Origin of the sequence: Massilia varians (assembly GCF_027923905.1) — a bacterium.
GTDB lineage: Bacteria > Pseudomonadota > Gammaproteobacteria > Burkholderiales > Burkholderiaceae_D > Telluria > Telluria varians_B.
This window is the reverse complement of the sequence record NZ_AP026966.1, coordinates 4,164,741-4,179,111: the sequence shown is the minus strand read 5'-3', so window position 1 is coordinate 4,179,111 and position 14,371 is coordinate 4,164,741. Positions and strand designations below refer to the sequence as shown.

The 14,371-nt window shown below is 65.7% G+C and carries 13 protein-coding genes; all 13 read left to right on the top strand.

Annotated features, from left to right (window positions below):
* Positions 1 to 18 precede the first annotated feature (18 nt).
* The 13 genes from rlmN (at position 19) to MasN3_RS18790 (ending at position 14,369) form a co-directional block, all read left to right on the top strand.
* A complete protein-coding gene (rlmN, locus tag MasN3_RS18850; RefSeq protein ID WP_281909257.1) occupies positions 19 to 1,188 on the top strand; it encodes a 23S rRNA (adenine(2503)-C(2))-methyltransferase RlmN in 1,170 nt (389 codons plus the stop codon).
* Positions 1,188 to 1,985: a type IV pilus biogenesis/stability protein PilW gene (pilW, locus tag MasN3_RS18845; protein WP_281909256.1), complete on the top strand. Its 798-nt coding sequence runs from the start codon at positions 1,188 to 1,190 to the stop codon at positions 1,983 to 1,985. Before rlmN ends, pilW begins: the two co-directional genes overlap by 1 nt.
* A 24-nt stretch (positions 1,986 to 2,009) precedes the next feature.
* Entirely contained in the window at positions 2,010 to 3,014 is a 1,005-nt protein-coding gene (locus tag MasN3_RS18840; protein ID WP_281909255.1) for a helix-turn-helix domain-containing protein, read from the top strand.
* A gap of 11 nt (positions 3,015 to 3,025) precedes the next feature.
* Complete coding sequence (gene ispG, locus MasN3_RS18835) at positions 3,026 to 4,309, top strand: flavodoxin-dependent (E)-4-hydroxy-3-methylbut-2-enyl-diphosphate synthase (protein WP_281909253.1); 1,284 nt, start codon at positions 3,026 to 3,028, stop codon at positions 4,307 to 4,309.
* Positions 4,310 to 4,458: 149 nt separating this feature from the next.
* Complete coding sequence (gene hisS / locus MasN3_RS18830) at positions 4,459 to 5,814, top strand: histidine--tRNA ligase (protein WP_281909251.1); 1,356 nt, start codon at positions 4,459 to 4,461, stop codon at positions 5,812 to 5,814.
* A 46-nt stretch (positions 5,815 to 5,860) separates the two neighbouring features.
* On the top strand, positions 5,861 to 6,532 hold the full coding sequence (locus tag MasN3_RS18825; RefSeq protein WP_281909249.1) for a YfgM family protein: 672 nt from the start codon (positions 5,861 to 5,863) through the stop codon (positions 6,530 to 6,532).
* Positions 6,533 to 6,628: 96 nt separating this feature from the next.
* Positions 6,629 to 7,810 carry an outer membrane protein assembly factor BamB gene (bamB, locus tag MasN3_RS18820; protein WP_281909247.1) on the top strand — a complete coding sequence of 394 codons (1,182 nt, stop codon included), beginning with the start codon at positions 6,629 to 6,631 and terminating at the stop codon, positions 7,808 to 7,810.
* Positions 7,811 to 7,819: 9 nt separating this feature from the next.
* Complete coding sequence (gene der, locus MasN3_RS18815) at positions 7,820 to 9,163, top strand: ribosome biogenesis GTPase Der (RefSeq protein WP_281909246.1); 1,344 nt, start codon at positions 7,820 to 7,822, stop codon at positions 9,161 to 9,163.
* A gap of 152 nt (positions 9,164 to 9,315) precedes the next feature.
* On the top strand, positions 9,316 to 9,552 hold the full coding sequence (gene hfq / locus MasN3_RS18810) for an RNA chaperone Hfq (protein ID WP_026354376.1): 237 nt from the start codon (positions 9,316 to 9,318) through the stop codon (positions 9,550 to 9,552).
* A gap of 32 nt (positions 9,553 to 9,584) precedes the next feature.
* Positions 9,585 to 10,763 carry a GTPase HflX gene (hflX, locus tag MasN3_RS18805; protein WP_281914544.1) on the top strand — a complete coding sequence of 393 codons (1,179 nt, stop codon included), beginning with the start codon at positions 9,585 to 9,587 and terminating at the stop codon, positions 10,761 to 10,763.
* 3 nt (positions 10,764 to 10,766) lie between these two features.
* Positions 10,767 to 12,050, top strand: coding sequence for an FtsH protease activity modulator HflK (gene hflK, locus MasN3_RS18800; RefSeq protein ID WP_281909239.1), 1,284 nt, complete (start codon positions 10,767 to 10,769; stop codon positions 12,048 to 12,050).
* The gene (gene hflC / locus MasN3_RS18795; protein WP_281909238.1) at positions 12,050 to 12,922 is read left to right on the top strand and encodes a protease modulator HflC; all 873 of its coding nucleotides are present in this window, start codon (positions 12,050 to 12,052) and stop codon (positions 12,920 to 12,922) included. Before hflK ends, hflC begins: the two co-directional genes overlap by 1 nt.
* Before the next feature lie 292 nt (positions 12,923 to 13,214).
* Positions 13,215 to 14,369, top strand: a complete 1,155-nt coding sequence (locus MasN3_RS18790; protein ID WP_281909237.1) for an ATP phosphoribosyltransferase regulatory subunit — start codon at positions 13,215 to 13,217, stop codon at positions 14,367 to 14,369.
* Positions 14,370 to 14,371: the final 2 nt, after the last annotated feature.

Sequence of the window (14,371 nt, the reverse complement as noted above, 5' to 3'; positions counted from 1 at the left end):
GAAATAAAGGATTTTGCCATGACGACTCTCACCAACCTGCTGGACTTCGATCCCGCGCAACTCGTTGCGTACTGCGCCGAGCTGGGTGAGAAACCGTTCCGCGCCAAGCAGCTCCAGCGCTGGATCCACCAGTTCGGTGCGTCCGATTTCGACGACATGACCGACCTGGCCAAGTCGCTGCGCGAAAAACTCAAGACCCGCGCCGAGATCCGTGCCCCTGGCATCATCAGCGACCATACGTCGACGGACGGCACCCGCAAGTGGCTGGTCGACGTCGGCAATGGCAACGCCGTGGAAACCGTGTTCATCCCGGAAGAAAACCGCGGCACGCTGTGCATCTCGACCCAGGCCGGCTGCGCCGTCAACTGCCGCTTCTGCTCAACCGGCAAGCAGGGCTTCAACCGCAACCTCACCGTGGCCGAGATCATCGGTCAGCTGTGGATGGCCGAGTTCGAGCTGCGCCGCACGAAAGGCATCGAGCCGGGCCCGAAGGGCGAGCGCCAGATCACCAACGTGGTCATGATGGGCATGGGCGAGCCGCTGCTCAACTACGAGCCGACCGTCACCGCGCTCAAGTTGATGTTGGACGATAACGCCTACGGCCTGTCGCGCCGCCGCGTGACCCTGTCGACCTCGGGCGTGGTTCCGAACATCGACAAGCTGTCCCAGGACGTGCCGGTGGCCCTGGCCGTGTCGCTGCACGCGTCCAACGACGCCCTGCGCGACATCCTGGTGCCGCTGAACAAGAAATATCCGCTGCGCGAGCTGCTGGCTGCCTGCAAGCGCTACCTGGAATTCGCCCCGCGCGACTTCATCACCTTCGAGTACTGCATGCTCGACGGCTTCAACGACAGCGACGAGCACGCGCGCGAACTGATCGCCCTGGTGAACGATCCGGTGGTGGGGGTGAACTGCAAGTTCAACCTGATCCCGTTCAATCCGTTCCCGGAATCGGGCCTGACCCGCTCGAAGAACCCGCGCATCAAGGCCTTTGCCCAGGTGCTGATGGATGCCGGCATCGTCACCACCGTGCGCAAGACGCGCGGCGACGACATCGACGCCGCCTGCGGCCAGCTGGCCGGCGAGGTGCAGGACCGCACCCGCGTGGCCCAGCGCATGGAAAAGATGGCCGAGTACCAGAAGAAGTTCGGCGCCGACTTCGGGCGCATCGTGGAGATTCCCTCCTGATGGGCGGCGCCGCCGGTCGTGCCGCGCTCCTGTTCGCCGTGGCCGTGCTGGCCGGCTGCGCCAGTCATGGCACGGGCGGCGGCGAACTGAAGACCGCGTCCGACGTGACGGCGGCGGAAAAACGCGCCGCGATCCGCCTGCAGCTGGCGGTCGGCTACTACCAGAACGGCCAGTACGAGACCGCCCTCGACGAGGTCAAGCAGGCGCTCGCGGCCGATCCGGGCAATGCCGAAGCCCATGGCCTGCGCGCGCTGGTCTACACCGCGATGGGGCAGCTGGCTTTGGCCGACGACAACTACCAGACCGCGCTGCGGCTCAAGCCGGGCAACCCGGACCTGTCGAACAACTACGGTTCCTTCCTGTGCACCTCGCTGAACAAGCCGGCCCAGGCCATGCCGTACTTCGACGCGGCGCTGCGCAACCCGGTCTACCAGACCCCGGTGAGCGCGCTGGTGAATGCCGGCCTGTGCAGCATCCGCAGCAAGAATTTCCAGGCCGCCGAGCGCTACCTGCTCGAGGCCCTGCGTTACAACCCCGACCTGCAGGCGAGCAACGCTGGCCTGGCGCGGACCTATTACGAGCGGCGCGACTACCCGCGCGCCGGTTTTTTCATTAACCGCCTGATCGAGACTTCGAAACTCGACACGCTGTCGGCCGATGCGCTCTGGCTGGCTTTGCGCGTGCAGCGCAAGCTGGGCGAGCGGACGCAGGAAGCCAGCCTGGCAGCCCAGCTGCGGCGGCGCTTCCCCGGCTCGCCCGAGTACGCGGCGTTCGAGCGCGGGGCATTCGATGAGTGAACTAGCTAGAGTGAGACGAGCAACATGAACGAGCATGCAGACCAGCCGGCGACGCCGGGCAACGACGCTGGCATTCCCGGCAAGACCCTGCAGTCCCAGCGCGAAGCGATGGGCTGGAGCGTGGAGCAGGTGGCCGACCAGCTGAAACTGGCGCCGCGCCAGGTGGTGGCATTGGAAGCCGGCGACTACGCCTCGCTCCCGAGCCCGGCCGTGACGCGCGGCTTCGTGCGCGCCTACGCCAAGCTGCTGAAGATCGACGCGGCCCCGCTGGTCGCCAAGATCGAGATGAACATGCCGCCCGAAGCCCAGGCCGGCGTCACCGCCTCGATCCCGCGCCGCGAGCAGCGCCCGGCCTCGTTCTCGCAAAGCCGCTTCCCGATCGGCGGCAAGCGCAATAAAGTGCCGGTCGGCCTGATCGCCGGCGTGGCGGTGCTGATCGCCGCCGGCGCCGCGCTCTGGCACTTCGGCCTGATCCCGGGCAGCCAGCAGCCGGAGGCCGAGCATGGCGCCCTGCTCGAAACCCCGGCGGTCAGCCCGCACGGCGGCGCGCCGGATGCCCACGACACGCTGCAGAATCAGTCGGTGCCGCTGATCTCGGTGCCGGCGCCGGCCGGCACGACGCCGCCCGCCGCCGCGCCCGCAACCGCTCCGGGTGCTACCGCTCCGGGTACTGCCGCGCCGTCTGCCGCCACGCCGGGCACCGCATCCGCAACCACGACCCCGGCCGCACCGGCGGCCACGCTGGCGGCGCCGGTGACCGCGGTGCCGGCAGCCCCGGCAGTTGCGGCCGGCGGCAGCAATGCGCTGGTGCTGAACGTGCGTGAAGATGCCTGGATCGGCGTGGTCGTCGGCGGCAAGCGCCTGCTGTGGCGCGAAGTCAAGGCCGGCTCGACCGAAACCTTCGACGTCACTGGGCCGGGCATGCTGACCGTCGGTAATCCGGGCGCGGTCAGCGCGACCCTGCGCGGTGCGCCTGTCGCCCTGGAGCAGGCGCCGGGCAAGAAGTTTGCTCAAGTGTCTTTGAAGTAATGGAACGGAACATGATCGTGAACGAACCCTGCATTGGCGAACCGATCCCTTCGGGCCCCATGGCGCGCCGCCCCCGCCGCAAGGTCGCGGTATCGCATGGCGCACGCACCGTCTGGGTCGGCGGCGACGCGCCGGTAGTGGTGCAGTCGATGACCAATACCGACACCGCCGACGCGATCGGCACCGCGATCCAGGTCAAGGAGCTGGCGCGCGCCGGATCCGAGATCGTGCGCATCACCGTGGATACCCCGGCTGCCGCGGCCGCGGTCCCGGCGATCCGCGAACAGCTCGACCGCATGGAGATCGACACCCCGCTGGTGGGCGACTTCCACTATAACGGCCACCTGCTGCTGCGCGACTATCCGGAATGCGCGCAGGCGCTGTCCAAGTACCGCATCAACCCGGGCAACGTGGGGCAGGGCGCCAAGCGCGACACCCAGTTCGCCCAGATGATCGAGATCGCGGCGAAATACGACAAGCCGGTGCGCATCGGCGTCAACTGGGGCAGCCTTGACCAGTCGCTGCTGGCCCGCATCATGGACGAGAACGCGGCCCGCGCCACGCCGTGGAGCGCGCAGGCGGTGATGTACGAAGCGCTCATCACTTCCGCGATCGAGAACGCGGTGCGTGCCGAAGAAGTGGGCCTGGCGCGCGACAAGATCATCCTGTCGTGCAAGGTCTCGGGCGTGCAGGACCTGATCGCGGTCTACCGCGAACTGGCGCGCCGCTGCGACTACCCGCTGCACCTGGGCCTGACCGAGGCCGGCATGGGCAGCAAGGGCATCGTCGCCTCGACCGCCGCGCTGGCGGTGCTGCTGCAGGAAGGCATCGGCGACACCATCCGCATCTCGCTGACCCCGGAACCGGGCGGCGACCGCACCAGGGAGGTCGTGGTGGGCCAGGAAATCCTCCAGACCATGGGCCTGCGCAAGTTCACCCCGATGGTGATCGCCTGCCCGGGCTGCGGCCGTACGACGTCCACCGTGTTCCAGGAGCTGGCGGACAACATCCAGACCTTCCTGCGCGAGCAGATGCCGGAATGGAAGAAGACCTATCCGGGCGTGGAAGCGATGAACGTGGCCGTGATGGGCTGCATCGTCAACGGCCCGGGCGAATCGAAGCACGCCAACATCGGCATCAGCCTGCCGGGTACCGGCGAATCGCCAGCGGCGCCGGTGTTCGTCGATGGACAGAAGGTCGCGACGCTGCGCGGCGAGCGCATCGTCGACGAGTTCAAGACCATCGTGCTGAATTACGTGCAGAAAAATTACAGCCGCGAGGCAGTGGCGCAATAAGATATCCGTAGGGTGGGCGGGGTAATTTCGGACAATGTCCGGAATTACAAACGACCAAGCGTTCAACTCCCCCGTGCCATGCCACAGCGCATCCGGGAGCTGGACGCGCGGACGGCGGAGCCGTCCACCCTACAAGAGCGAAAGAAACTATGTCCAAACCAGAAAAAATCGTCGCCGTCAAAGGCATGAACGACATCCTCCCGGCCGATGCGCCGATGTGGGAGCTGTTCGAGAACACCGCCGAAACCATCCTGAAGAGCTACGGCTACCAGAAGATCGTCACTCCGATCGTCGAGGACACCTCGCTGTTCGCGCGCGCCATCGGCGCCGTCACCGACATCGTCGAGAAGGAAATGTACTCCTTCGAAGACTCGATGAACGGCGACCAGCTGACCCTGCGTCCGGAAGGCACCGCCGGCGCGGTGCGCGCCGTGATCGAGCACAACCTCGTGTACGATGGCCCCAAGCGCCTGTGGTACAAGGGCCCGATGTTCCGCCACGAGCGTCCGCAGCGCGGCCGCTACCGCCAGTTCTTCCAGTTCGGCGCCGAAGCCGTCGGCTTCTCGGGCCCGGACATCGACGCCGAGCTGATCATGCTGTGCCGCCGCCTGTGGGACGACCTCGGCCTGCAGAACGCGCGCCTCGAGCTGAACTCGATCGGCAACGCCGACGAGCGCCTGCGCCACCGCGCCGACCTGATCGCCTACCTCGAGAAGCACGAGGACATCCTCGATGCCGAGGCCAAGCGCCGCCTGCACAGCAATCCGCTGCGCATCCTGGACACCAAGAACCCGGCCATGCAGGACATGGTCAACGCCGCGCCCAAGCTGCTCGACTACCTGGGCGAGGAGTCGCTCGCGCACCTGAACGGCCTGAAGAACATCCTGGACCGCAATGCGGTGCAGTACACCATCAATCCGCGCCTGGTGCGCGGCCTGGATTACTACAACCGCACCGTGTTCGAGTGGGTCACCGACGAGCTGGGCTCGCAGGGCACCATCTGCGCGGGCGGCCGCTACGATCCGCTGATCGAGCAGTTCGGCGGCAAGCCGACGCCTGCAGTCGGCTTCGCGATGGGCATCGAGCGCATCATCGAACTGATGAAGGGCCTGGGCGAGACCCAGGCGCCGAGCCAGTGCGACGTCTACCTGGTGCACCAGGGCGCGGACGCCCAGCTGCAGTCCTTCATCCTGGGCGAGCGCCTGCGGGATGCCGGCCTGGATGTTGTGTTACATTGCGCAACGCCGGCAGGCGCGGGCAGCTTCAAGAGCCAGATGAAGAAGGCCGACGGCAGCGGCGCGGCGTTCGCCGTGATCATCGGCGACGACGAAATCGCCAGTGGCAAGGCGAACGTCAAGGCGATGCGAGGCGAAGCAGGCGAGCAGCAGCAGGCCAGCGTGCCCTTCGAGGACGTGGTCGACTACGTGGTCGACCAGATCGTCGGAGGCGGCCACGACTGCGACGACGAGAATTGCAACGAGCACGGTCATCACCACCGTCCGTAAGGGCAACGATTTACCATCCTGATAACAACCAGACACTGAGCAGACAATGGCATACGACCTCGAAGAACAGGAACAGATAGCGAATTTCAAGGCCTTCTGGGCCCGATACGGCAACCTCATCATGGGCGTGCTGATCGTTGCGCTCCTGGCCTACGCCAGCTACAACTTCTGGCAGTCGCGCCAGCGCACCCACGCGGTCGAGGCCTCGGCGCTGTACGACGAGCTGCAGACTGCCCTGGTCGCCAGCGACAATGCCAAGGCCCAGCGCATCGCCGGCGACATCAAGCAGAAGTACGACGGCACCGTGTACGCGCAGATGGCCAGCTTGGCCGCCGCCAAGACGGCTTTTGATGCGAACGATCTGAAGACCGCCAAGGCCCAGCTGCAGTGGGTGGTGGACAAGGGCAACGACGAGTACCAGGCGATTGCCAAGCTGCGCCTGGCCGGCGTGCTGCTCGACGAGAAGTCCTTCGATGCCGCGCTCAAGCTGCTGAACGACAAATTCCCCGAGCAGTTCTCGGCCGAAGTGGCCGACCGCAAGGGCGATGTGCTGGTTGCGCAAAACAAGATTGCCGAAGCACGCCAGGCCTACGTGGCCGCGCTGGCAGCAATGCACAAGGATAATCCGGGCCGCCAGCTGGTGCAGATCAAGCTCGAAGCCATCGGCGGCACCGTGCCGGAAGCGAAAGACGCCAAAGCCGCCGCGGCCGCCGCGTAATACCAGGATTGACAGGCCCGCGCATGCCGCGAAGGCGTGCGCGGGCCTTGCGTCCTCTATAGAGTCTTCTACAGTCCAGGAACAAGGTTAAAGAATATGCGTATCAGCAGCAAACTTGTCGGTGTTGGTGTACTGGCCCTGGTGACCGGTTGCTCGAGCCTGAGCCCGTCCAGCATGGTGAACAAACTCAGCTCGCTCAATCCCTTCGCGTCGAAGTCGAAGACCGACCAGCCGGCGCCGCTGGTGGAGCTGAAGGCGACGATGGCGGTACGCACCGCATGGAAGCTCGACATCGGCAAGTCCGGCCCGTACACCTTCTCGCCTGCGCTGGCCGGCAACACGGTGGTGGTGGCCGGCGGCAGCGGCGACATCGCCCGTGTCGAGGCCGAAAGCGGCAAGCAGCTGTGGCGCGTCAAGGCCGGCAGCGAACTTTCGGCCGGCGTCGGCACCGACGGCAACCTGATCGTGGTCGGCGGCACCAAGGGCACCGTGATCGCGTTCGACATGGAGGGCAAGAAGCTGTGGACCTCGCAGCTGTCGAGCGAGCTGCTGTCCGCGCCGACCGTGGGGCAGGGCATCGTCGTCGCGCGCAGCCTGGACAACCGCATCGTCGGCCTGGATGCCAAGACCGGCGAAAAGAAATGGACCGTGCAGCGCGTGACCCCGTCGCTGACCCTGCGCACCGCGCCGGGCATGATCGTCAACGGCAGCGACGTCATCGTCGCCCAGCCGGCCGGCCGCCTGTCCTCCATGATCCTGGCCACCGGCGCGCCGCGCTGGGACCAGGAAGTGGGCGTGGCGCGCGGCGCCACCGAACTGGAACGCGTGACCGACATCGGCGGCGCCCCGGTGCTGTTCGAGGGCGAGGTCTGCGCCGCGTCCTACCAGGGCCGGGTGGCCTGCTTCGACGCCGCCTCCGGTTCGCCCAAGTGGACCCGCGACCTGTCGTCCGAAGTCGGCGTCGCGGTCGACCAGCGCTTCGTGTTCGCCGCGGACGACAAGGGCGCGCTGTACGCCTTCAACCGCGACACCGGTTCGAGCGCCTGGAAGAACGACAAGCTGGCCTTCCGCCGCCTGTCGACCCCGGTCTCCTTCGGCCGCGCGGTGGCGGTGGGCGACTACCAGGGCATCGTGCACTTCCTGTCGCGCGAGGATGGATCGTTCCTCGCGCGCGCCGCTCTCGACGGCAGCGCCGTCATCGGCACCCCTTTGGTGGCTGGATCGCACCTGATTTTTCAAACACAAAATGGAACTGTGGCCGCCATCGCGGTCGAATAGAATAACTACATGAAGCCGGTAATCGCACTCGTTGGTCGCCCGAACGTCGGGAAGTCGACCTTATTCAACCGCCTGACCCGCTCGCGGGACGCGCTGGTGGCCGACCTCCCTGGCCTGACCCGCGACCGCCACTATGGCGAAGGCCGGATCGGCGAACGCCCGTTCCTGGTCATCGACACCGGCGGTTTCGAACCGGTGGCCAAAGAGGGCATCATGCACGAGATGGCGCTGCAGACGCGCCAGGCGGTGGCGGAAGCCGACGTCGTCGTGTTCATCGTCGACGGCCGCCAGGGCCTGACCCCGCACGACAAGACCATCACCGATTACCTGCGCAAGACGGGCCGCAAGGTCATGCTCGTGGTCAACAAGTCCGAGGGCATGAAGTACACCTCGGTCACCGCCGATTTCTACGAGCTCGGCATGGGCGACCCTTACGTCATTTCCGCCGCCCACGGCGACGGCGTGCACGACCTGGTGAACGAGGCGCTCGACTTCGCCTTCGCCAACCGTCCCGACGAGGAAGACGAGGCGGAGCATCCCGACCACGGCATCAAGATCGCCATCGTCGGCCGCCCCAACGTCGGCAAGTCGACCCTGATCAACACCCTGGTCGGCGAGCAGCGCGTGATCGCCTTCGACATGCCGGGCACCACCCGCGACTCGATCGAAGTGCCGTTCGAGCGCGACGGCAAGAAGTACACGCTGATCGATACCGCCGGTATCCGCCGCCGCGGCAAGATTTTTGAAGCCATCGAGAAATTTTCGGTGATCAAGACGATGCAGTCGATCTCGGATGCCAACGTGATCGTCCTGCTGCTCGACGCCCAGCAAGATATTTCCGAACAGGACGCCCACATCGCCGGCTTCATCCTGGAGTCGGGCAGGGCGCTGGTGGTCGCCGTCAACAAATGGGACGGCCTGCAGTCGGACCAGCGCGACCAGGTCAAGATGGACCTCGACCGCAAGCTCGACTTCCTCTCGTTCGCCAAGACCCACTTCGTGTCGGCCCTGAAGGGCACCGGCATCAGCCAGCTGATGAAATCGGTGGACTCGGCCTATGCCGCCGCCACCGCCAACCTGTCGACTCCGCGCCTGACCCGCGCGCTGCAGGAAGCGATCGAAAAGCAGGAGCCCAAGCGCAAGGGCAGCACCCGTCCCAAGCTGCGCTACGCCCACCAGGGCGGCCAGAATCCGCCCATCATCGTCATCCACGGCAATGCGCTCGAAGCCGTCAGCGACCCGTACAAGCGCTATCTGGAAAAGCATTTCCGCGATACCTTCAACCTGGTCGGCACCCCGGTGCGCATCGAATTCAAATCCGGTAAGAATCCTTTTGCCAAGGAGCAGAATTAGCCGTAGCAGTACGACAAAAAGTGGCGAAACAGGTTACAGTAGCTTAGGGCTTTCATTCGCCACAGCGGAATGTAGCCCAGGCACTTGAAAAATGGCAAATTGCCACAACGTTACAAATACCCACTGAACTACAACAACATTACGGAGCTGTTATGAGCAACAAAGGGCAACTGTTACAAGACCCATTCCTGAACGCCTTGCGCAAGGAGCACGTCCCCGTCTCCATCTACCTGGTCAACGGCATCAAGCTGCAAGGCCATATCGAGTCCTTCGACCAGTACGTCGTCCTGCTTCGTAACACCGTGACCCAGATGGTCTACAAGCATGCCATTTCCACCGTTGTCCCGGCTCGCGCCGTCAACCTTAACCTCGACTCCGAAGCCGAGTAAGGCCGATGGCTGACGCCCCCGGCAACACCTCCATGCGCGCAGCGCTGGTCGGCATCGATTTTGGTGCTGGCGATTTCAACGCCAGCCTGGAAGAGCTGTCGCTGCTTGCGCGCTCCGCCGGCGCCGAACCGATCACCACGATCACGGCCAAGCGCAGCAGTCCCGACCCCGCCCACTTCGTCGGCAGCGGCAAGGCCGACGAAATCAAGATGGCCTGCAAGGTCGAGGGCATCGAGCTGGTCATCTTCAACCACGCATTGTCTCCGGCCCAGCAGCGCAACCTCGAGCGCCGGCTGGAGGTGCGCGTGATCGACCGTACCAGCCTGATCCTCGACATCTTCGCCCAGCGCGCCCAGAGCCACGAGGGCAAGCTGCAGGTGGAACTGGCCCAGCTGCAGCACCTGGCCACGCGCCTGATCCGCGGCTGGACCCACCTGGAACGTCAAAAGGGCGGTATCGGCCTGCGCGGTCCCGGCGAAACCCAGCTCGAGACCGACCGCCGCCTGATCGGCGAGCGCGTCAAGATGCTGCGCACCCGCCTGACCAAGCTGCGCAAGCAGCACGAGACCCAGCGCCGCCAGCGCGGACGCAACCAGACCTTCTCGGTGTCCCTCGTCGGCTATACCAACGCCGGCAAGTCGACCCTGTTCAATACGCTGACCAAGGCCGGCGTGTATGTTGCGAACCAGCTGTTCGCGACGCTGGACACCACCAGCCGCCGCCTCTACCTTGGCGACGAGGTGGGCAGCGTGGTCATTTCCGACACGGTCGGCTTCGTGCGCGAACTGCCGCACCAGCTGGTGGCGGCCTTCCGCGCCACGCTGGAGGAAACCATCCATGCCGACCTGCTGCTGCATGTAGTCGACGGCAACTCGCCGGTGCGCATGGAGCAGATCGAGCAGGTCAACGAGGTCTTGCGCGAGATCGGCGCCGATCATGTGCCCCAGATCCTGGTCTGGAACAAGATCGATGCGGCCGGGCTGGAGCCCGGGGTCGAGCGTGATGAGTATGATAAGATCAGCCGCGTTTTCATCAGCGCCCACAGCGGGGCCGGCCTGGACCTGCTGCGAGAGGCCATCGTCGAGGCGGCGATGGCGGCCCGCGCGGAACAAGAACATGCACGGCATGGGGAAGAACCGGCGGTGGGCGGCTCCCTGGCCAATCCTGCAGAGAACACTATGACAACCTCTACCCATCTCGGGCCACACTAGCCTATGCTCGTTTCTTTACTTAAACGTTGCGGCATCAAACTGTCGCTGAACGATCCACGTTGGGGCCACAAACCCGACGGTGACCACAAGGCCCAGGAGGGCCGCCGGCCGGGTGAAGGCCCGCCCGACCTCGATCAACTCTGGCGCGATTTCAACGCGCGCCTGAACCGCATCTTCGGCGGCCGCAACAATGGCGGCGACGGCGGCGGCGGCCCGGGCGGCCGCGGCGAAATGCGCGGCGCCGGCATCGGCGCGGGCGTGGTGGCGACCATCGTCGGCCTGATCTGGCTGGCGAGCGGCGCCTTCATCGTGCAGGAAGGCCAGACCGGCGTCGTTACCACCTTCGGCAAGCTCAGCCATACGACGGGCGCCGGCTTCAACTGGCGCTGGCCGTATCCGATCCAGGCCCACGAGACCGTCAACGTGTCGACCATCCGTACCGCCGAGATCGGCTACCGCGCCAACGTGCGCAACAAGCAGCCGCAAGAATCGCTGATGCTGACCGACGACGAGAACATCATCGACATCCAGTTCGCGGTCCAGTACACGCTGAAGGACCCGGTCCAGTGGCTGTTCAACAACCGCGAGAACGACGAGACCGTGCGCCAGGTGGCCGAGACCGCCATCCGCGAAGTGGTCGGCAAGAGCAAGATGGACTTCGTCCTGTACGAAGGCCGCGAGAAGGTCGCCGCCGACGTGCACCAGATGATGCAGCAGATCCTCGACCGCTACGCGCTGGGCGCCCTGGTCACCAACGTGACCATGCAGGGCGTGCAGCCGCCGGAGCAGGTGCAGGAAGCCTTCGACGACGCCGTCAAGGCCGGCCAGGACCGTGCCCGTGCCCGCAACGAGGGTGAAGCCTACGCCAACCAGGTGATCCCGCAGGCGCGCGGCCAGGCCTTCCGCCTGCAGCAGGACGCCGAGGCCTACCGCTCGATGGTGGTCGAGAACGCGACCGGTAACGCCTCGCGCTTCGACCAGGTGGTGGCCGCCTACGCGAAAGCCCCGGCCGTCACCCGCGACCGCATGTACATCGATACCATGCAGCAGATCTTCTCCAGCACCAGCAAGGTGATGGTGGATTCGCGCGCGGGCAATCCGATGATCTACCTGCCGCTGGACAAGCTGATCCAGCAAGGCGCCGGCAACGAAAGTGTCGGCGCCCGTTCGGGTCCGGTGCAGGTGCCGCAGTCGGCGCCGCCAACGGACGTCATGCAAGCCATGGATTCGGTGCGCCAGCGCGACAGCCGCAGCCGCGATTCCTCACGTGACCGGGAGAGCCGTTAATGAACCGCCTCGTAACTTTATTTGTGGCGGGCTTCATTGCCCTGATGCTGCTCTCGTCCACCGTGTTCGTGGTCGACCAGCGCCGCTTCGCCATCGTGTTCGCCCTGGGCCAGGTGCGCGACGTGATCACCGAGCCGGGCCTGCACTTCAAGCTGCCGCCGCCGTTCCAGAACGTGATCTACCTGGACAAGCGCATCCTGACCCTCGACACGCCCGACGCCGACCGCTTCATCACGGCCGAGAAGAAGAACATCCTGGTGGATGCCTTCATGAAATGGCGGATCACCGACCCGCGCCTGTACTACGTCAGCTTCGGCGGCGACGAGGCCCGTGCCCGCGATCGCCTGTCGCAGATCATCAAGGCCGCCCTGAACGACGAGATCACCAAGCGCACCGTGCGCGAAGTGATTTCCGGCGAGCGCGGCGCCGTGATGAACGCGGTGAAGGAAAAGGTCGTGGCCGAAGCCAAGGAGATCGGCGTGGGCGTGGTGGACGTGCGCCTCAAGCGCGTCGACTACATCGAGCAGATCAACAACTCGGTGTACGAACGCATGAAGGCCGAGCGCGTGCGCGTGGCCAACGAGCTGCGCTCGACCGGCGCCGCCGAATCCGAACAGATCCGCGCCGACGCCGACCGCCAGCGCACCGTGATCATCGCCGAAGCCTTCCGCGAGGCCGAGAAGATCAAGGGTGACGGCGACGCCAAGGCCACCGCGATCTATGCCGAGGCCTTCGGCAAGAATCCGGAATTCGCCAGGTTCTACCGTTCGCTGGAAGCCTACCGGGCGACCTTCAAGAACCGTGGGGACGTGATGGTGGTGGATCCGAATTCGGAGTTCTTCAAGTACTTCAAGCAGCCGGGCGGCAAGTAATTCGTAGGGTGGACGGCTTCGCCGTCCGCGCGTTCAAGGACCGTATGCAAACCACGGCGCAGGCCATGACACGTGGTTTGAACGCGCGGACGGCAGAGCCGTCCACCCTACACATCCGTCTAGACAAGCGTTGCAACATGGCACTCTGACAAGCTATCCTGCCTGTTAAACCAACATCCCCCGCCTACGCCTTACCATTTTCGGGTAAAATTGCCGATTCGGCGCTCGCACCGTGCGCCAGCACGCCCGTGCCCTTTGTACCGCTCTTGTCAACAACCCGTTAGCTCCGTCCATGCCGAACTGGCTACTGCCTGAAAATATCGCCGATGTCTTGCCGTCCGAAGCGCGCAAGATCGAGGATCTGCGCCGCAAGATGCTCGATGCCTTCCGCCTGTACGGCTACGAACTGGTGATGCCGCCGCTGCTCGAGTACGTCGAGTCGCTGCTGGCCGGAGCAGGGCAGGACTCCGAACTGCGCACCTTCAAGGTGGTCGACCAGCTGTCCGGCCGCCTGCTCGGCCTGCGCGCCGACATGACCACCCAGGTCGCGCGCATCGACGCCCACCTGCTCAACCGCGATACCGTCACCCGCCTGTGCTACGCCGGCAGCGTGCTGCACACCCGCCCGTCGGGCCTGCACGCCACCCGCGAGCCGATCCAGATCGGTTGCGAGATCTACGGCCACGCCGGCCTGGAAGCCGACGCCGAGATCCAGGAGCTGGCGCTCGGCACGCTGGCGCTGGCCGGCTTCGACAGCGTCCGCCTCGACCTGTGCCACGTCGGCATCCTGCGCGCCCTGCTGGCCGAGGATGCGGCCGCGCAGCGCGACGAAGCGCGCCTGACCGCCATGCTGCGCGCCAAGGATGCGCCGGCCCTGCACGAGATCACCCGGGATTACCCGCCCGCCACCCGCAAGGCCCTGCTGGCGCTGCCGCACCTGTACGGCGACGTCGAGGTGCTGGCGCGCGCCAGGGAGGAGCTGCCGGCGCTGCCGGGCGTCACCCGCGCGCTGGCCGAACTGGCCGCGCTTGCGGCCGGCGCCCTTGGCCGCGCCGAGGTGGCGATCGACCTGGCCGACCTGCGCGGCTACCAGTACGAAAGCGGCGCCATGTTCGCGCTCTACGTGCCGGGCCTGCCGAACGCGGTCGCCAGGGGAGGGCGCTACGACCATGTGGGCGAGGCCTTCGGACGCGCGCGTCCGGCGACCGGCTTCTCGCTCGACCTGCGCGAACTGGCGCGGCTGCTGCCGACTGCCGAGCGCAAGCACTCGATCCGCGCGCCCTGGGGCAATGCGCCGGAGCTGAGGGAAAAAATCGCTGACCTGCGCAAGGCAGGCGAAGTCGTGATCCAGTCCATGCCCGGTCACGACAATGTTCAGGACGAGTTCGAGTGCGACCGCGTGCTCGTCCTCGAAAACGGAAATTGGATTCTCAAAAACTTAGGTTAAGT

What these genes read in the sequence shown, in the direction of transcription:
- hflX (WP_281914544.1), top strand. Translation starts at nt 9,585, where the DNA reads ATGCGCGCAGCGCTGGTCGGCATCGATTTTGGTGCTGGCGATTTCAAC.
- der (WP_281909246.1), top strand. Translation starts at nt 7,820, where the DNA reads ATGAAGCCGGTAATCGCACTCGTTGGTCGCCCGAACGTCGGGAAGTCG.
- MasN3_RS18790 (WP_281909237.1), top strand. Translation starts at nt 13,215, where the DNA reads ATGCCGAACTGGCTACTGCCTGAAAATATCGCCGATGTCTTGCCGTCC.
- hisS (WP_281909251.1), top strand. Translation starts at nt 4,459, where the DNA reads ATGTCCAAACCAGAAAAAATCGTCGCCGTCAAAGGCATGAACGACATC.
- pilW (WP_281909256.1), top strand. Translation starts at nt 1,188, where the DNA reads ATGGGCGGCGCCGCCGGTCGTGCCGCGCTCCTGTTCGCCGTGGCCGTG.
- MasN3_RS18840 (WP_281909255.1), top strand. Translation starts at nt 2,010, where the DNA reads ATGAACGAGCATGCAGACCAGCCGGCGACGCCGGGCAACGACGCTGGC.
- rlmN (WP_281909257.1), top strand. Translation starts at nt 19, where the DNA reads ATGACGACTCTCACCAACCTGCTGGACTTCGATCCCGCGCAACTCGTT.
- MasN3_RS18825 (WP_281909249.1), top strand. Translation starts at nt 5,861, where the DNA reads ATGGCATACGACCTCGAAGAACAGGAACAGATAGCGAATTTCAAGGCC.
- hflK (WP_281909239.1), top strand. Translation starts at nt 10,767, where the DNA reads ATGCTCGTTTCTTTACTTAAACGTTGCGGCATCAAACTGTCGCTGAAC.
- hflC (WP_281909238.1), top strand. Translation starts at nt 12,050, where the DNA reads ATGAACCGCCTCGTAACTTTATTTGTGGCGGGCTTCATTGCCCTGATG.
- hfq (WP_026354376.1), top strand. Translation starts at nt 9,316, where the DNA reads ATGAGCAACAAAGGGCAACTGTTACAAGACCCATTCCTGAACGCCTTG.
- bamB (WP_281909247.1), top strand. Translation starts at nt 6,629, where the DNA reads ATGCGTATCAGCAGCAAACTTGTCGGTGTTGGTGTACTGGCCCTGGTG.
- ispG (WP_281909253.1), top strand. Translation starts at nt 3,026, where the DNA reads ATGATCGTGAACGAACCCTGCATTGGCGAACCGATCCCTTCGGGCCCC.